The following is a 16940-nucleotide window of genomic DNA, read 5'->3' on the forward strand; positions in this document are numbered from 1 at the left end:
ATCCGCGGTTCGCGGCCCGGCTCGCGTCCGAGCGGCCGCCGCGTCCGCGACGAAGTCGCCAGCGGCGGTCGATCGGACGCGAGCCACAAAGGGGCCGCGAACACCCAGCGCCGCAGGCGCTGGAAAAATCAACACAGTGAACCGTATGGCGGCGCTGCGCGGCAGGATCGCGGGTGAGGTCGACGCCTCCGAGCGGCGGCGGGCGGAGTACTCCTCGGACGCGTCGAACTATCGGGTTCTCCCGGCGGCGGTCGTCTTTCCGCGGACCGACGAGGACGTCGCGGTCACCTTGGAGTTCGCCGGAGCCGAGGGGCTGCCGGTGACCGCGCGCGGCGCGGGGACGTCGGTGGCGGGCAACGCGATCGGTCCCGGGCTGGTGCTCGATTTCAGCAGGCATATGAACCGGATCGTGGCGATCGATGCGGCCGCGCGCGTGGCTACCGTGCAGCCGGGCGTGGTCCTGTCGGAGTTGCAGCGCGCGGCCCGTCCGCACGGCCTGCGCTTCGGACCGGACCCTTCGACACAGAATCGCTGCACGCTCGGCGGCATGATCGGCAACAACGCGTGCGGACCGCGCGCCGTCGCGTGGGGCCGCACCTCCGACACGGTGCGCGAACTGCGCATCCTGGACGGCACCCGCACCGAACGCACACTGGCCGCCGACCTGTCCGCGGTGCCGGGTCTCGCGGAATTCAGCCGGGCAAATCTCGCGGTGTTGCGCACCGATCTCGGGCGCTTCGACCGCCAGGCGTCCGGATACGGTTTGGAACATCTGCTGCCCGAGCGCGGCGCGTCGGCGGCGAAGGCGTTCGTCGGCAGCGAGGGCACCTGCGGTCTGTTGCTGGACGCGACCGTCGAGCTGGTCGAGCTGCCCGCGGCCACCGTGCTCACGGTGCTCGGCTACCCGGACATCGCCACCGCGGCCGACGATGTCGCCGCCGTGCTGGCCTGCGCGCCGATCGCGGTGGAGGGCATCGACGCGCGGCTGGTCGACGTGGTCCGGGCGCATCGGGGAACGGTGCCCGACCTGCCGCGCGGTGGCGGTTGGCTGTTCGTGGAGACCGCGGGCGCGACGCAGGCCGACGCGCTGGCCGTCGCACAGCGACTGTGCCGGACGGCGGGCGCGATGGACAGCAGGATCGTCACCGATCCCGGTACCGCCGCGCAGCTGTGGCGGATCAGGGCCGACGGCGCGGGGCTGGCCGGTCGCACGCCGGACGGGCGGCCGGCCTGGCCGGGCTGGGAGGACGCGGCCGTCCCACCGGAACGGCTCGGCTCCTACCTCCGCGATTTCGCCGCGCTGACGCGCGAGCACGGTGTCGACGGGCTGCTCTACGGGCACATCGGCGACGGCTGCATCCACGTCCGCCTCGATCTTCCGATCGCCGACGCGCCGCACCGCTTCCGCGCCTTCCTGTTCGACGCGGCGGAGCTGGTCGTCCGGCACGGCGGTTCGCTGTCCGGCGAGCACGGCGACGGCCGGGCTCGCTCCGAGTTGCTCTCGGCGATGTACTCCCCCGCGGTGCTCGATGTCTTCGCCGGGTACAAGGCCTTATTCGACCCCGGCGACATCTTGAATCCGGGCGTGCTCGTCGCGCCGCGTCCGATCGATGCCGACCTGCGGCTGGCCGGACTCGGTGACGTCGGCACATCGAACGGTTACCCGCTCGGAGAAGACGACGGCGATATCAGCGTCGCGGTGCACCGCTGCGTCGGCGTCGGCAAATGCCGGGCCGACGGCGGTTTCATGTGCCCGTCCTACGAGGCCACCCGGGACGAGAAGGACAGCACACGCGGGCGGGCGAGGGTGCTGCAAGAGGTGGTGCGCGGCGCGCTGCCCTGGTCGTCGGAGGCCGTCGCCGAGTCGCTCGATCTGTGCCTGTCCTGCCGGGCGTGCCGGTCGGACTGCCCGGCGGGCGTGGACATGGCCACCTACAAGTCGGAGACGCTGTATCGCCGCTACCGCCACCGGCTCCGGCCGATCGATCACTATTCGCTGGGCTGGTTGCCTCGATGGCTGTCCGCCGCGAGCCGGCTGCCGCGGGTCGTCAACGCGCTGGCGGCCCGGACCGCGCTGCGCCGAGCCGGGCTGCGGGCGGCAGGCATCGACCCGCGTCGTGAGGTGCCGCGCCTGGCCGCGCGTACGTTCCGCCGCATCTGGCGCGATCTGGACGAAGGCGCGCGCATGGCCGAGTCCGCCTACGCGCCCGAGGTGCGGGCCGAAAGCGGTGCCTCCGGCGACGTGATGCTGTGGATCGATACCTTCACCGACGCGTTCGACCCGGAGATCGCCTTGGCCGCGGCGCGGCTGCTTGCCACCTTGGGCTACCGCGTTCGCATCCCCGAGCAACGCGTCTGCTGCGGACTCACCTGGATCAGCACCGGTCAGCTCGACGGCGCCCGCGCGCGGTTGCGGGCCACGTTGACCGCGTTGCAGGAGCATGTGGAGGCGGGTGGCGTGGTCGTGGGACTGGAACCGTCCTGCACCGCGGTTCTGCGCGCGGACCTCACGGAATTGTTGCCGGACGATCCCAGATCCGCCCCGACCGCCGCCGCGGTGCGCACCTTGGCCGAATTCCTCGCCGATCAGCCCAGCTGGCGCCCGCCGCGGCGCACCGGCCGATCGGTGGTGGTTCAACCGCATTGTCACCAGCACGCGATTCTCGGATTCGATGCCGATCGCCATTTATTAGCCAGTATGGGCGTGACGGTGACGGAAATCACCGGGTGCTGCGGTCTGGCGGGAAATTTCGGAATGCAGTCGGGCCATTACGACATTTCGGTCGCGGTGGCCGAGAACGGCATGCTCCCCGCGCTGCGCGCCGCGGGAGACGACGCGATCCTCCTCGCCGATGGCTTTTCCTGCCGCACTCAGGCCGCGTCCCTCGCTGGGCGCCGGGCGCGGCATATCGCGCAATTCCTACTGGGCGAGTGACCTTTTCGGGCGCGCCCGCCGGACAGGCCGGGCGGGCGCCGCGCGGTTCAGCTGCCGAACGGCAGGGTGCCCGGCGGAATCTGGTAGCCCGAGCTGCCCGCGAAGACTCCACCCCAGGCGTTGAGCAGCCAGTTGAGCAGATTGGTGATCATCGAAGAACCTCCGTCATTGCTACTGCCAGATATTTGCCGAACGAAAACAATATCGCCGTGAATCTCATGCCGTTACATCTGATTGCGAAACCATAATCATGTGCGATAGGTATGAAAGGCTTTAGGTGTGGCTCAGATAATAATCCGCGTGTCCCGGTGGAGCGGGACGCGGCGCCGCGCGCCGCACCGGGCAGAATGTCTCGGGTGCGCAGCATGACGGTCGAGCCGGGAGCCAGCCGGACCGTGACCACGGATCGGCCGATCGACCTGGCGTGCACGCTCGCTCCCCTCGGCCGCGGCACCGGCGATCCGTGCCATCGGGTGACCGGCGACGGCGCGCACTGGCACGCCTCCCGTCTGCCGACCGGGCCGGTCACCTACCGCCTGGCCCAGTCCGATCCGCGCACTGTGCAGGCCCGCGCCTGGGGGCCGGGCGCGGCGGAATTCCTCGCGGGTCTCGAGCACATGCTGTGTCTGGACGAGGACGTCTCGGCGTTCCTCCCGGATCATCCGAAACTCGTGGACGCCCATCGCCGTTTTCCCGGGCTCCGCATGCTGCGCACGGGCTTGGTCTTCGAAGCCCTTGTGCCGTCGGTGCTGGAGCAGAAGGTGCACACCGTCTCCGCGCGGGCGTCGTGGCGGAAACTGGTGCGGCAGTACGGCGAACCGGCGCCCGGCCCCGCACCGGAGGGAATGCGGCTGCCGCCGGACGCGGACACTTGGCGGCGAATTCCCTCCTGGGTGTACCACCGGGCCAATGTCGGACCGCAACGCGCGCAGACCATCGTGCGCGCGGCTCGGATCGCCGAATCGCTGGAGCGCGCGGCCCGGGTCGATCCGGTCGAGGCGGCACGAAGGTTGTGCAGTGTCCCCGGTATCGGGGTGTGGACGGCCGCGGAGATCGCGCAGCGGGCTTTCGGCGACGCGGACGCGCTGTCGGTCGGCGATTACCACCTGTCCGCCGCGGTCGGCTGGACTCTGCTCGGCCGTCCCATGGATGACGATGCGATGGTCGAATACCTGGAGCCGCTGCGCCCGCACCGTTATCGGGCGATCCGCCTGCTGGAAATCAGCGGCCACTTCTACAAGCCGAAGTTCGGCCCCCGCACCCCGCTGACCGATCACACCTGGCACTGAGTTCACAGCGGCCCCTCGGCGCGTTCACTTTTCCGCAGTTTTGCCCATTCTTTATCAGTCGGTTCCGGCCGGAGAAAAGCAAAACTAGAGGTAGTCGCGCCACACTCGGCCATCGCCGCATTCTCATCGGTCCGCGAGCGGTAGCCGGAGGGGTTCCGTATGGCGCGCACCTCATCGTCGAACCACACAACTGCAGGGGGTTGTCAGTGGAGCAGAGGCCACTCGGGGATACGCCACGATCCAGATGCCTGTTCTACCGGCGGGAATGCGATCTGCCCGCCGTTGTGGATCCGCCCGAACTCGGCCGGATCGTGATGCGCGCGGGGTCGGTGTGGGCGTTGACCATGCCGAGTAGCCTGGGTCAGGCGGTCAAGGCGCACATGCAGAGCAAGAGCGTGCGGCTGGGCCCGATCCTGGCGCACCCGCGATCGAATCGCTGGACCTTCCTGATCGCGCCGGACCTGCCGGAAAACGATACGCGCCTGTTCGCGGAGTTGTTCCGGCTCAACGTCTCGGTCTGCCGCACGGGGTCGACGATCGCGTTGCCGTCCCCGACGGCGTCGGTCGGCGCGATTCGGTCTTGGATAGTGCCGCCGCGGAACAGGTTTCGCCCGTCCGGCCGGGTGGTCGTCGCGGCCATTCGTGCGTGGGCGGAGCCCGCACCACGCCGCCGCTGAGCGCAGGCGGCGAATCACGTGGCCGGTCGGAGTACCGGGCCGTTCTTCGTCGGTTGTTCGCCCGACAGCGCCGCTCGGCGGCGGTACTATCGGGCGCGCGTGCGTGCGCCCAGCGGTGGTGCTGGGTTCTCGGTCCGTACACACGTCTCCCACGGCAGATAGCGAAGGAGTCCGTCTCGTGAGCATTCAAGGCAACACGAACATCGACCTGTCCGGCGCCACGTGGCGGAGGGCCGGGGAAGGGGCGGGCAACGACAGCGTCGAAGTGGCGCTGCTCGCCGACGGACACGTGGGGATGCGCAACGGGAACGATCCCGAGGGGCCGGTGCTGATCTTCACGCCCGCGGAGTGGGCCGCCTTCACTGCCGGTGTGCAGGACGGAGAGTTCGACCGGCCGCGATAAGACACGGCCGCCTTCGTAGATCACGGAATGACACATTTTCGGCAACGAAAAGACGTTTACCGAGGCTGAATTCGGGTAGTCCATCATCTGTGGACCGAGGGCTCAAGAGTTCCCATCCCCGGTACCGGAAATTGCGGCCGGACGATTGGGTGGAATGGCTGATCGTCGCGCTGTTGTTCGCGGTGTCGGCGGTCGGAGTCTTCGTCCTCACCAGCTCGCTGCTGTCGGCGCTGTTCGTCGGCCTGCTGGTGTGGGTCGTGGCCCTCGGCGTCGTGGCCATGTTGTAAGGGTGCGCCGACCGGCCGGGGATCGCCCCGGCCGGTTGTCCGGCGTCCTATCGGCGGAACAGCTTGTTGCCCAGCCAGACCAGCGGGTCGTACTTGCGGTCGGCCACCCGTTCCTTCATCGGGATCAACGCGTTGTCGGTGATCTTGATGTGCTCGGGGCAGACCTCGGTACAGCATTTGGTGATGTTGCACAGACCGAGCCCTTGCTCGTCCTGGGCGAGTTCGGTGCGGTCGCCCGCATCCAGCGGGTGCATCTCCAATTCACTGATCCGCATCAAATAGCGCGGCCCGGCGAACGCTTTCTTGTTCTCTTCGTGGTCACGCACCACGTGACAGGTGTTCTGGCACAGGAAGCACTCGATGCACTTGCGGAATTCCTGCGAACGTTCGACGTCGACCTGCTTCATCCGGTACTCGCCCGGTTTGAGATCGGCGGGTGGCGTGAAAGACGGTATCTCCCGCGCCTTTTCGTAATTGAACGACACGTCCGTCACGAGGTCCTTGATCACGGGGAAGGTGCGCATCGGCGTCACCGTGATCACTTCGTCCTGGGTGAAGGTGGACATCCGGGTCATGCACAACAGGCGCGGCCGCCCGTTCACTTCGGCCGAACAGGAACCGCACTTGCCCGCCTTGCAGTTCCAGCGCACGGCCAAATCGGGCGTCTGGGTGGCCTGTAGCCGGTGGATGATGTCGAGTACGACCTCGCCCTCGTTCACCAGCACGGTGAAATCCTGCAGTTCTCCGCCGTCGAGATCGCCGCGCCATACGCGGAATTTGGCGTCGTAACCCATCGTTACGCCTCTCGCTCCGTCGATTGCCCGGCCGCGGCCGGGTGCCCGGCGAGTTCATCCGGGGTGTAGTACTTCTCGAGCTCGCCGAGATCGAAGAGGGCGAGCAGGTCCGATCGCATCGGGATCTGATCCTTGCGCGTCACGGTGACGCCGGGGATCGGGTCGCCGGCCGTGCCCGGATCCACCGCGCAGACCAGCAGTTTGTTCCGCCAGTCGGGGTCCATCGACGGGTGGTCGTCCCGGGTGTGCCCGCCGCGGCTCTCGGTCCGCAGCAGCGCCGCGTGCGCCACGCATTCGCTGACCAGCAGCATGTTCTGCAGGTCGAGCGCGAGATGCCAGCCGGGGTTGAACTGGCGGTGGCCCTCGACGGTCACCTGGCGGAACCGGGCACGCAACTCGGCGAGTCTGTCGATCGCCTCGCGCACCTCGTGTTCCTTGCGGATGATGCCGACCAGGTCGTTCATCGTCTGCTGCAAATCGGTGTGCAAGGTGTAGGGGTTCTCCCCTTTGCCGTCGGCGGGCGGATCGAACGGCGCCACGGCGGCCTTCGCGGCGTTCGTGACATCGTCGTCCGCGACTGCGGGCCGCTCGCCGAGCTGTTCCACATAGGCCGCGGCCCCGAGCCCGGCCCGGCGGCCGAACACCAGCAGGTCGGACAGCGAGTTTCCGCCGAGGCGGTTGGATCCGTGCATTCCGCCGGAACACTCACCCGCGGCGAACAGACCGGGCACCGTGGCCGCGCCGGTGTCCGGATCGACCTCGACTCCGCCCATCACGTAGTGACAGGTGGGCCCGACCTCCATCGGTTCCTTCGTGATGTCGACGTCCGCCAGCTCTTTGAACTGATGGTGCATCGAAGGCAGTCGTCGCACGATCTCCTCGGCGGGCATCCGGGAAGCGATGTCGAGGTAGACGCCGCCGTGCTCGGTGCCGCGCCCGGCCTTGACCTCCTCGTTGATGGCGCGGGCGACCTCGTCACGCGGCAGCAGGTCCGGTGTGCGGCGAGCGGAGTCGTTGTCGCGCAGCCACTGGTCGGCCTCTTCCTCGGTCTCGGCGTACTGCCCCTTGAAGACCGGCGGAATGTAGTCGAACATGAACCGCTTGCCCTCGGTGTTCTTCAACACCCCGCCGTCGCCGCGTACGCCCTCGGTGACCAGGATGCCCTTCACGCTGGGCGGCCAGACCATGCCGGTGGGATGGAACTGCAGGAACTCCATGTTGATCAGCGTCGCGCCCGCGCGCAGCGCCAGCGCGTGCCCGTCGCCGGTGTACTCCCAGGAGTTCGAGGTCACCTTGTACGACTTGCCGATGCCGCCGGTCGCCAGGACCACCGCGGGGGTCTCGAACAGGATGAAGCGGCCGGATTCGCGCCAGTAACCGAACGCGCCGGCGATGCGGTCACCGTCCTTGAGCAATTCGGTGATGGTGCATTCGGCGAAGACTTTGATGCGCTTCTCGTAGTCACCGGTCTCGGCGAAATCCTCTTGTTGCAGCGACACGATCTTCTGCTGCATGGTGCGGATGATCTCGAGGCCGGTCCGGTCGCCGACATGCGCGAGCCGCGGGTAGGTGTGGCCGCCGAAATTGCGCTGACTGATGCGGCCGTCCGCCGTCCGGTCGAACAGCGCCCCGTAGGTCTCCAGTTCCCACACTCGATCGGGCGCTTCCTGAGCATGCAATTCGGCCATGCGCCAGTTGTTCAGGAACTTGCCGCCGCGCATCGTGTCCCGGAAATGAACCTGCCAATTGTCCTTCTCGTTCGCGTTGCCCATCGACGCCGCGCAGCCGCCTTCGGCCATCACGGTGTGCGCTTTGCCGAACAGCGACTTGCACACCACCGCGACGGACAGGCCGTGCTCCCTGGCTTCGATGACCGCCCGCAATCCGGCGCCGCCCGCTCCGATCACGACGACGTCGTATTTGTGCCGTTCCACTTCTGCCATGCAGAGAAACTCCTCGATGAGGCGGTCAGTCGATGAACCGCAGGTCCGAAATCGTTTGGCTGGCAACCAACATGACGTAGAAGTCGGTCAGCACGAGCGTGCCGAGAGTGGTCCAGGCCAGCGCCATGTGCCGGGTGTTCAGCTTGGAGACCTGAGTCCAGAACCAGTAGCGCACCGGATGCGCGGAGAAGTTCTTGAGCCGTCCACCCGCGATGTGCCTGCACGAGTGGCACGACAGCGTGTAGGCCCACAGCAGGATCACGTTGACCAGCAGCACGATATTGCCGAGGCCGAAACCGAAGCCACCGGTCTTGCCGTGGAAGGCGACGATGGCGTCGTAGGTGTTGATCACCGAAACCACCAGGGCCACATAGAAGAAGTAGCGATGTGCGTTCTGGACGATCAGCGGCAGCCTGGTCTCACCGGTGTACTTGGCGTGCGGCTCGGCCACGGCGCAGGCGGGCGGGGAGAACCACACCGCCCGGTAGTAGGCCTTGCGGTAGTAGTAGCAGGTCAGGCGGAAACCGAGCAGGAAGGGCAGCACCACGAAGCCCAGCGGCAGGATCGCGGGCAGATCGCCGAAAGGGGTGCCGAAATGGCTGGAGCCCTCGACGCAGGAAGTGCTCAGGCACGGTGAATAGAACGGGGTCAGATAGTGATAGTCCGGGACCCAATATGCCGTGCGCACATACGATCTGATCGTCGCGTAGATGACGAACGCGGCTAGCCCGAGCACCGTGACGAGTGGGGGGATCCACCATCGGTCGGTGCGCAACGTGCGATCCGAGATTCGGGCCCTTGTTCTGCTGAATACGCCGGTGCCCGCTTCGGGGGCGGCGGTCGGTGCGGCACTCACAGGCGGATGCCTCGCTGATCTTGTGTGCGGGTGGTCATCGTTACCTCCGCAATCGAATGTGATGCTGAGCACCATACGACACGTGCGCTATTGATCGAACGGGGTCTCGACAAACATGCCCCGCCGTCAACCGTATGATTTGCGCCACATCAGGCACGCCGCGTGCTTGTCTACGCGGGTTCCGGGCCAACCGGACTTTTCGAAGTCACCTTCCGCGAAACAAGATTCGAGCAGGCAAAAACGGGATGCCGGAATTGTCTCTTCAACCGCCGTGTGAAGACATTGATCGTCGGCCATATCCGACCGGAATCAACGTGTTGACCTGCTCGGATGCACCCGGCAACGGGAGGGTGCGACCGGAGCGCCTGTGCAGCCAGCTGCGCGCGCCGTGCGCTCTCGCCGGAGGTCGGCCTCGATGGTGTGCCCGCCGCGGTGACCGAACGCTCGGTGCGGGAGCCGACACGGGTGGCGGTCTCGGCGCCGGTGCGCGGGAGAACGACTCGATCGTCGCGCCGGGCAAGGTGAACATCTTCATCGCGCTCGGTGTCCGGCGGGGGTGAGCGGCTTGCGCACCATGGCGGGTCGCTGCACGAACTGTGTCGTGCGGAGGACCGATACGGCTCAGGCGTCCATCGCGCGCTGTGCGATCACGGCGGCGCCGTGCGCCAGGCCGCAGGGACCGCGCGCGGCCCGGTGGCACGGGTGCGGCCGCCACGGCAGGCATCGGGCAGGGAGTACCGCGATGGGCGGCTCGCGCCGCCCACCCCGGAACTACTTCGTCCGCGGACGGGAGTGGAAGCCGAGCCCCTCGTCCTGTGCGCCCATCCAAGCGGCCTCGTCGGACTTGCTGTCCGGCACGTAGATGACGTCTTGGGCGGTCTGCCGCACCTCCGGCGGCGGTGACTGCTCGAGTTCGTCGGCGTCGATGGCGAGGCGTTCGAGGTCGTTCTCCAACCGCCGCACCGTGCTGGCGTCGCCGTACTGGGTGCGGAGTACGCCGATGGATTGCCGGAGTTGGCCGACCGCGTAGCGTAGTTCCGCGAATTCGCTGCGAGTCATCGATACCTCCTGAATTCCCTGGCGGACATGCGAACTCGGTGCCGTGACGCGCGGTTGCCCGTTTGCCTTGGGCCGCGCTGTACCGAGCCGTGTGACCCACCACACAACGTGATCTACAACACAGTACCGAAAGAATTCGATCCTGGCTCGCGTGCGGTCGAAATCCGATGGTTGCCGCTCGATTGCCGAGCTCAGCCCGCTGCGGCGTATCCGGCACCCGACGGCGCCGCGGCGAACGCGCGCTCGGCGAGTCCGGCGATGGACAGCGCGACTTCTTCGGCCCGCTCGAGCAGCACGCTGTGCCCGGCGCCTTCGAGCCGGACCAGTTCGGAACCGGCCAGCTGGGAGGCCAGTGCCACCGAGTGCGCGAACGGGAAGATGAGGTCCGCTGAGCCCGCCAGCACCAGCGTGGGAATCGCGCCGAGCCGGTGCAGAGTCGCCGTCTCGTCGAAGGTGATCAGCGAGTGCAGGAATCCGGCCATGGTCAGCAGCGGCGTGTCGTTCAGCATGGCCGTGGCCAGCGCGGCGATCCGGGGGTTCACCTTCCTGGTGCCGAATTCGGCCTCGCGCAGGATCGGCGTGAACAGGCGGCGGGTCAGGTGTCTGGACGCCTGCATCACCTTCGGGGCGTGCGTGACGGCGGCTTGCAGCGAGTTCACTGCCCGCCGGTTCAACAGGCGCGCCAGCCCCACCTCGGTGATCCCGGCGGCAGCGGCCGCGAGCAACCCGACGCCTGCGATCCGCGTGCCGATGGCCTGCGGGTAGAGCCGGGCGTAGGCGAGCACGACCATCGCGCCCATCGAGTGGCCGACCAGGATCACCGGACCGGTCGGCGCGACCGTCCGCAACACGGTGTCCAGGTCGTGCCCGAGCTGTTCGATGGTGTAGGTCGACGGATGCGCCACCCCGGATTCGCCGTGGCCGCGATGGTCGTAGAACACCATCCTGGTGTCGTCTCCCCACTGCCGCAGGAGGTGCTCGCGCAGGTAGGTCCAGGATTCGGTGCGCAGGCAATGTCCGTGCACGAAGACGACGGTCGCGAGGGCGTCGTCGGCGCCGAAGACGCGGACCGCGAGGGAAACGCCGTCTTCGGCCGACACTGTGATGTGGTGGCCGTCGTGATCGGCGGCGCGGCGGGCGATGGTCGTGGACATGGCACCCTCCTGTGGGCGCGGCGCATGTTCGGCGCCTCTTGCCCAGATGTCGCACTGGATTTCCGCTCCGTTAACCCCCTACACCTGCCGTTACGTACACGTTGTCCAACCGAGGCTGCCGGTCGATCGAGCAGCTGGCTTCAATCGCACAGGAAAATCTACGAAATACTAGTCGGAAAACTAGATAGCTTTAGATTGCCCTGATCGCTATGCGCGGCACGCTCGCGAGAAATATCTGCGGTTCTCTAGGAGAATTCCGATATTGGCGAATAGTTCGCGAGCGACCGCCCGCCGCACGCTCGGGTGGGCGTGCGGCGGGTCCGCTACCGCTCAGGCTTCCGCGCGGGGACGCGTGGACGGCAGGAATGGATGCAGGAGGTTCTCCTCGGTGGATGGGCCCATCTGCCACTCCGCGATCCACGGGCCGGTCCCCTCGCTCGGGTCGAGCACGCCGCCCTCCAGCCATTCGTAGCGGCCGTCGAGCACGCCGCGGGTGAGGGTGCGGTCGTCGTCGTCGGTGTTCTCCCACAGCGCGTCGAACAACTCGCGCACGCGCAGCCGTGACTGCCTGCAGAAGGTGTCCGCCAGTTCTTCGGCCGCCTTGCCCTCCGGCGCGTCGGCGGCGCGCAACGCGTGGGCTCGCACGCAGGCCGCCGACATCGCGAACAGCTCGGCGCCGATGTCGACGATCCGGCCGAGGAAGTTCTGCCGGTACTCCAGGCCCGCCTGCCACCGGCCCATCGCGTACATCAGGGACCTGGCCTGCTTGCGCGCACTGCGCTCGACGAAGCGCAAATGCCGGGCCAGCACGCCGAATTCGGTGTACGCCGCGGGTACCGTCCCCGCGCCGACCGCGAGCTGCGGGAACCACTTGGCGTAGAAACCCGTCGCGCCGACCGCGGCCTTCGCCTTGTCCTTGAACTCGGCCTTGCGGTCGACCAGCGCGCCGGCGGCCGCCATGTGCGCGTCCGCCATCTCCCTGGCGATCAGCAACCGCATGATCTCGCTGGAGCCTTCGAAGATGCGGTTGATCCGCAGATCGCGCACCAGCTGCTCGGCGGGGACGGCCCGCTCGCCCCGCGCGGCGAGCGAGGCCGCCGTCTCGTAGCCGCGGCCGCCGCGGATCTGCACGAGTTCGTCGGCGATCCGACAGCTCATCTCACTGGCCCACAGCTTGGCCAGCGCCGCTTCGATCCGGATGTCGTTGCGGCCCTCGTCGGACATGGTGGCCGACAGATCGAGCGCCGCCTCCAGCGCGAACGTCGTCGCCGCGATGAACGCGATCTTCTGACCGACGGCCGCGTGCTCGCCGACCGGCCTGCCCCACTGCACCCGCTGGGTGCTCCACTCCCGCGCGATCTTCAGCGACCACTTGGCGGCGGCGGTGCACAACGCGGGGATGGCGAGCCTGCCCGCGTTCAGGGTGGTGAGCGCGATCTTGAGGCCGTCGCCCTCCCGGCCGATCAGGTTGCGCTTGGGCACCCGGACGTCGTGCATCCGGGTCAGGCCGTTCTCGATGCCGCGCAAGCCCATGAACGAGTTGCGCCGCTCGACGGTGATGCCCGGTGAGTCGGCTTCGACCACGAACGCCGAGATGCCACCGCGGTGCCCCTCGCTCTTGGGCACGCGTGCCATCACCACCAGCAACTCGGCGACCACGCCGTTGGTCGTCCACAGCTTCACGCCGTTGAGCAGGTAGGCCTCGCCGTCCTCGGTCGGCGTCGCGGTACTGGCCATCCTGGCCGGATCGGAGCCGACGTCGGGCTCGGTGAGCAGGAACGCGCTGACCGCCCCGGCCGCGCAGCGGGGCAGGAACTCGGCCTTCTGCTCGTCGGTGCCCGCCAGTTTCAGCGGTTCGGGCACCCCGATCGACTGATGTGCGGACAGCAGCACGCCGAGGCTCGGGTGCGCCGAGCCGACCAGCATCAACGCTCGGTTGTAGCCGAACTGGGAAAGTCCCTGGCCGCCGAACGATTGTGGGATCTTCAGGCCGAAGCAACCGAGTTCGGCCAGGCCCTTGACGTACTCGTCCGGGATCCGGCTCTCCGCTTCGATCACCGATCCGTCGATGGACTCGCACAGCGTCCGCAGCCGGGACAGGAACGCCTCGGTCCGCTCGGCGTCCTCGGGGCCGGGCTCCGGATACGGGTGGATCAGGTCGAGCCGGAACCGCCCCAGGAACATTTCCTTGGCGAAGGACGGCTTGGCCCAGCTCGTTTCGCGGGATTCCTCGACCAGTGCGCGGGCCTGTTCTTCGGTGGCGTCGACTTTCGCGGCTGTCGCCATGATGTCCTCCCTCGGACGTGATCAGGATCACATCCGAGTGTAGGAGGGTTTGTTACTCATCGGTAGGCCTGCTGGTCGAGATAAATCTACGAATATCTATTGATCTTGAAAGATGGGCGAATAGTTGGCAATCAATCGCCGCGCGCGTGGTCGGCGGGCGCTCAGACCGAGCGCAGATAGCGGCCGAAGTGCGGCACCGTGAATCCGATGGTGCCGCGCTCGGCGGAGTAGATGAGGCCTTTCTTGATCAGGCCGTCCCGGGCGGGCGAGAGGGAAGCCGGTTTGCGGCCGAGTTCGTTGGCCACCGCCGCGGTCGCCACCGGGCCGTCGTCGCCGGAGAGGTCGGCCATGGCGCGCATGTATTCCCGCTCAGCGGGGGTGGCCCGCTCATAACGGGAACCGAAGAATCCGACCGCCAACTCTTCCTCGGCGGCGGGCGAGGCCACCTCCACATCCTCGGCCGTGATCGGACTCTCCGGCGCCTGATCCCATGCGGCCTTGCCGTACGCCTGCACGAAATACGGGTAACCATCGGCCTTGCTGTACAACGAGTCCAATGCCTCGTCGGTGAACTTCACATCCTCGCGCTGGGCGGGCGCGATCAGCGCTTGGTCGGCGGACTCCCGATCCAGGCGGTCGATGCGGTGATAGCTGAATAGTCGTTCCGAGTAGCTCTTCGAGGCGGACAGCACCGCGGGCAGGTGCGGCAGGCCCGCGCCCACCACGATCAGCGGTGCGGCGTCCTGGCTCAGTTCGTGGCACGCGCCGCAGATCGCGGAGATGTCGGCGGGCCCCAGATCCTGCATCTCGTCGATGAAGATCGCGATGCCGACGCCGATGTCACCGGCCAGCGCCGCCGCCTCGACCAGCAGCTCCACCAGATCGATCTCGATGTCGCCGGAATCGGCCCGGCCGCTCACCGCGGGCACGTCGATGCCGGGCTGCCAGCGTTCCCGCATGCCCTTGTCCGCGGTGGACCGCAGCGCGAAAGCCTTGAGGATGCCGAGGAAGTCGTCCACCCGTTCCGGATTGCGGTGCGCCGTCGCGATCGCCCGCGCCGCCATGTGCAGCGCCGAGGACAGCGGGCGGCGCAATTCCTGGTCCGGGCGCGCCTCGATCTTGCCGGTGCCCCAGCCGCGCGAGATGGCGGCCGAGCGAAGCTGGTTGAGCAACACCGTCTTTCCGACGCCGCGCAAGCCGGTGAGCATGACGCTGCGTTCCGGCCTGCCGCGCGCGACGCGTTCGAGCACGATGTCGAAAGCCGTGAGTTGCTTGTCGCGCCCGGCCAATTCGGGCGGGCGCTGTCCCGCCCCAGGGGCATACGGATTCCGCACGGGGTCCATGCCCCGACACCGTAGCGCGTTTCGTCCGGATAATCTGGGCACATCTATGGCGTGTTCTAGAAAGCCTTAGCGTTTCGTATTGCACTATTGCTCTCGCCGCCGGCTCTCTAGGCTGGTTGCGGTTCGCCAGAACGGTCGCGCGGCACGGCAGCGCGGGAACGGAGGGGCATGTCCGACGAACCACCTCTCGCCGGCCTCGCCGAGGTAGTCGGGTCCTGGAACGTACCGGCGGGCGCCACGGTGGCCCAGCGCATCCGGTCCAACATCCTCGTCGCGATCGAGCGGGGCTACGACGATCCACAGCTGGTCGCCGATCTCGCGGTCGGCCCGCTGGTCATGGCGCTCGGCAAGCTCGAGGTCGAGCTGGCCGAGGCGCGCCGCAGGATCGACGAACTCGAGCGCGCGGTGCACGGAACGCGCCCCTGAACCCGAGTGGTCGGACGGGTCGGCGATGTCCTTCGGTGACCTCGCGCCGCCCGGCGAGATCAGTCCGTGACCTTCGCTTGGGCGGCCATTTTCCGCCGATCCAAGCGGGCTCCGGTCGTGATGGAAAAGACGCAGCTCTGTGGGGTGGACAACATCGCGTCGGCACCGTAATCTCTTCGTGACTTAGTGGAACCAGTCGCTTCGTAAGAGAAACGGCGCCACTAGTTACCGCCTTAACGGCTGTCGGGGCCAACCGGTCTCGGCTGTCGTACCGGGGACCCACAGGTTCGTCTGGGGTGAATCCTCGAGGCCGATTTCGGTCGCGAGGTAGGGCCGCTCTCCCGGCCCGAGCCCGTCAGCTAACCCGGTCGGCGGGAGAGCAGCAAGATCGGAGACGTAGCTCGGTGGGTAAACACAGCTTGCAACGGGATTCTCGGGTTCCGAATTCCGTCAAGGGTGCGATTGTCATGGGTGCGGTGGCCGCGACCGGCGCCATGCCCGCGATTCCGGCCATGGCCGCGACCATCAACGTTCCCGGTGTCGGCAATTTCGATGTTCCGCAGGAATGGGAACAGCCGGTCCAGCAGCTCAATCAGCAGATCCAGCAGGCGCTCGCGGCCGTTCCCGCCGCCCCTGCCCAGGCGCCGCAAGAGGTCGCTCCTCAGGCTCCCAATTTCGCGCCCATGCTGCCGGGCCTGTTCGGCCAGCAGCAGAGCAACTCCCCGGGTGACATCGCCCTCGACGCCGCCAGGACCAAGGTCGGCGCCCAGTACTCCTGGGGCGCGGCGGGTCCCCGCTCCTTCGACTGCTCCGGTCTCGTCCAGTGGGCATTCCGTCAGGCGGGCATCGAGCTTCCCCGCACCAGCTTCGAGCAGTCGCACGTCGGCGCTCCGGTCGCTTACAACGAGCTGAAGCCGGGTGACATCGTCATCACCAACGGCGGCGGTCACGTCGGCATCTACGCGGGCGACAACAAGCTCCTGAACGCGGTGCAGACGGGTACGCCGGTGTCCTACACGCCGCTGCGCCCCGACATGGTGGTCACCGCACGCCGTATCGTCTAACGAGTGGCCCGCGCCGAATCCGGCATCCAGAACACCGCCACCCAGGCCCGCGTTGATTCGTGGACCTGGGCGGTGCGTCTGTTCAAGACCAGATCCGCCGCTGCGGAGGCATGTCGTGGCGGGCACGTCCGGGTGAACGGCGCGACAGTCAAGCCCGCACAGCCCGTGCGTCCCGGTGACGAGGTCCGCGTCCGCGCGGGCGGTATCGAACGCATTGTCATCGTGGAGCGGATCGTCACCAAGCGCGTCGGCGCTCCGATCGCCGCGCAGTGCTTGATCGATCGCAGTCCGCCTCCTCCCCCGCGCGAAATCCTGGCGAGCATGCCCCGCCGTGACCGCGGCGCAGGGCGGCCCACCAAGCGTGAGCGTCGCGAGACCGACCGTCTCATGGGCCGAGACGAGCACTGAACGAAAGCCGGCGACC

At 67.6% G+C, this 16940-nt stretch carries 15 protein-coding genes and 1 riboswitch; of the genes, 8 read left to right on the plus strand and 7 right to left on the minus strand.

The window, feature by feature from the left end:
• The first annotated feature begins 145 nt into the window (after positions 1 to 145).
• The 5 genes from ACIA5H_RS09200 (at position 146) to ACIA5H_RS09220 (ending at position 5591) form a co-directional block, all read left to right on the plus strand.
• Complete coding sequence (locus tag ACIA5H_RS09200) at positions 146 to 2935, plus strand: FAD-binding and (Fe-S)-binding domain-containing protein (RefSeq protein ID WP_397075480.1); 2790 nt, start codon at positions 146 to 148, stop codon at positions 2933 to 2935.
• A 365-nt stretch (positions 2936 to 3300) separates the two neighbouring features.
• Positions 3301 to 4224, plus strand: a complete 924-nt coding sequence (locus ACIA5H_RS09205; protein ID WP_397075482.1) for a DNA-3-methyladenine glycosylase family protein — start codon at positions 3301 to 3303, stop codon at positions 4222 to 4224.
• A gap of 206 nt (positions 4225 to 4430) precedes the next feature.
• The gene (locus ACIA5H_RS09210; RefSeq protein ID WP_364424856.1) at positions 4431 to 4901 is read left to right on the plus strand and encodes a DNA-directed RNA polymerase subunit beta; all 471 of its coding nucleotides are present in this window, start codon (positions 4431 to 4433) and stop codon (positions 4899 to 4901) included.
• Between the two features lie 178 nt (positions 4902 to 5079).
• Positions 5080 to 5304, plus strand: a complete 225-nt coding sequence (locus ACIA5H_RS09215; protein ID WP_355071076.1) for a DUF397 domain-containing protein — start codon at positions 5080 to 5082, stop codon at positions 5302 to 5304.
• Positions 5305 to 5393: 89 nt separating this feature from the next.
• On the plus strand, positions 5394 to 5591 hold the full coding sequence (locus ACIA5H_RS09220; RefSeq protein ID WP_379249548.1) for a hypothetical protein: 198 nt from the start codon (positions 5394 to 5396) through the stop codon (positions 5589 to 5591).
• 47 nt (positions 5592 to 5638) lie between these two features.
• Here the strand turns inward: ACIA5H_RS09220 and ACIA5H_RS09225 are convergent, their stop codons facing one another.
• The 7 genes from ACIA5H_RS09225 to ACIA5H_RS09255 all read right to left on the minus strand — a co-directional run bounded on the left by ACIA5H_RS09225 (position 5639) and on the right by ACIA5H_RS09255 (position 15026).
• Complete coding sequence (locus ACIA5H_RS09225; RefSeq protein ID WP_397075070.1) at positions 5639 to 6385, minus strand: succinate dehydrogenase/fumarate reductase iron-sulfur subunit; 747 nt, start codon at positions 6383 to 6385, stop codon at positions 5639 to 5641.
• A 2-nt stretch (positions 6386 to 6387) separates the two neighbouring features.
• A complete protein-coding gene (locus ACIA5H_RS09230) occupies positions 6388 to 8328 on the minus strand; it encodes a fumarate reductase/succinate dehydrogenase flavoprotein subunit (RefSeq protein ID WP_397075072.1) in 1941 nt (646 codons plus the stop codon).
• A 25-nt stretch (positions 8329 to 8353) separates the two neighbouring features.
• The gene (locus ACIA5H_RS09235; protein ID WP_355071083.1) at positions 8354 to 9184 is read right to left on the minus strand and encodes a hypothetical protein; all 831 of its coding nucleotides are present in this window, start codon (positions 9182 to 9184) and stop codon (positions 8354 to 8356) included.
• 771 nt (positions 9185 to 9955) lie between these two features.
• Positions 9956 to 10243: a hypothetical protein gene (locus ACIA5H_RS09240; RefSeq protein WP_379249544.1), complete on the minus strand. Its 288-nt coding sequence runs from the start codon at positions 10241 to 10243 to the stop codon at positions 9956 to 9958.
• Between the two features lie 191 nt (positions 10244 to 10434).
• Positions 10435 to 11397: an alpha/beta fold hydrolase gene (locus ACIA5H_RS09245; RefSeq protein ID WP_397075075.1), complete on the minus strand. Its 963-nt coding sequence runs from the start codon at positions 11395 to 11397 to the stop codon at positions 10435 to 10437.
• A gap of 330 nt (positions 11398 to 11727) precedes the next feature.
• A complete protein-coding gene (locus ACIA5H_RS09250) occupies positions 11728 to 13683 on the minus strand; it encodes an acyl-CoA dehydrogenase family protein (RefSeq protein WP_379249540.1) in 1956 nt (651 codons plus the stop codon).
• A gap of 161 nt (positions 13684 to 13844) precedes the next feature.
• Complete coding sequence (locus tag ACIA5H_RS09255; protein WP_355071089.1) at positions 13845 to 15026, minus strand: ATP-binding protein; 1182 nt, start codon at positions 15024 to 15026, stop codon at positions 13845 to 13847.
• A gap of 168 nt (positions 15027 to 15194) precedes the next feature.
• Here ACIA5H_RS09255 and ACIA5H_RS09260 point away from each other — a divergent pair, with 168 nt between their 5' ends.
• The 3 genes from ACIA5H_RS09260 (at position 15195) to ACIA5H_RS09270 (ending at position 16924) form a co-directional block, all read left to right on the plus strand.
• On the plus strand, positions 15195 to 15452 hold the full coding sequence (locus ACIA5H_RS09260; RefSeq protein WP_355071090.1) for a hypothetical protein: 258 nt from the start codon (positions 15195 to 15197) through the stop codon (positions 15450 to 15452).
• Positions 15453 to 15671: 219 nt separating this feature from the next.
• A riboswitch (cyclic di-AMP (ydaO/yuaA leader) is annotated at positions 15672 to 15841 on the plus strand.
• Positions 15842 to 15919: 78 nt separating this feature from the next.
• Positions 15920 to 16516: an NlpC/P60 family protein gene (locus tag ACIA5H_RS09265; RefSeq protein WP_355071092.1), complete on the plus strand. Its 597-nt coding sequence runs from the start codon at positions 15920 to 15922 to the stop codon at positions 16514 to 16516.
• Positions 16517 to 16519: 3 nt separating this feature from the next.
• On the plus strand, positions 16520 to 16924 hold the full coding sequence (locus ACIA5H_RS09270; RefSeq protein WP_356963164.1) for an RNA-binding S4 domain-containing protein: 405 nt from the start codon (positions 16520 to 16522) through the stop codon (positions 16922 to 16924).
• Positions 16925 to 16940: the final 16 nt, after the last annotated feature.

Source organism: Nocardia sp. NPDC051900 (assembly GCF_044452545.1).
Lineage (GTDB): Bacteria > Actinomycetota > Actinomycetes > Mycobacteriales > Mycobacteriaceae > Nocardia > Nocardia sichangensis.

Coding starts and splice junctions, on each gene's coding strand:
- ACIA5H_RS09200 (WP_397075480.1), top strand. CDS start 146: ATGGCGGCGCTGCGCGGCAGGATCGCGGGTGAGGTCGACGCCTCCGAG.
- ACIA5H_RS09205 (WP_397075482.1), top strand. CDS start 3,301: ATGACGGTCGAGCCGGGAGCCAGCCGGACCGTGACCACGGATCGGCCG.
- ACIA5H_RS09225 (WP_397075070.1), bottom strand. CDS start 6,385: ATGGGTTACGACGCCAAATTCCGCGTATGGCGCGGCGATCTCGACGGC.
- ACIA5H_RS09230 (WP_397075072.1), bottom strand. CDS start 8,328: ATGGCAGAAGTGGAACGGCACAAATACGACGTCGTCGTGATCGGAGCG.
- ACIA5H_RS09240 (WP_379249544.1), bottom strand. CDS start 10,243: ATGACTCGCAGCGAATTCGCGGAACTACGCTACGCGGTCGGCCAACTC.
- ACIA5H_RS09245 (WP_397075075.1), bottom strand. CDS start 11,397: ATGTCCACGACCATCGCCCGCCGCGCCGCCGATCACGACGGCCACCAC.
- ACIA5H_RS09250 (WP_379249540.1), bottom strand. CDS start 13,683: ATGGCGACAGCCGCGAAAGTCGACGCCACCGAAGAACAGGCCCGCGCA.
- ACIA5H_RS09255 (WP_355071089.1), bottom strand. CDS start 15,026: ATGGACCCCGTGCGGAATCCGTATGCCCCTGGGGCGGGACAGCGCCCG.
- ACIA5H_RS09260 (WP_355071090.1), top strand. CDS start 15,195: ATGTCCGACGAACCACCTCTCGCCGGCCTCGCCGAGGTAGTCGGGTCC.
- ACIA5H_RS09265 (WP_355071092.1), top strand. CDS start 15,920: ATGGGTGCGGTGGCCGCGACCGGCGCCATGCCCGCGATTCCGGCCATG.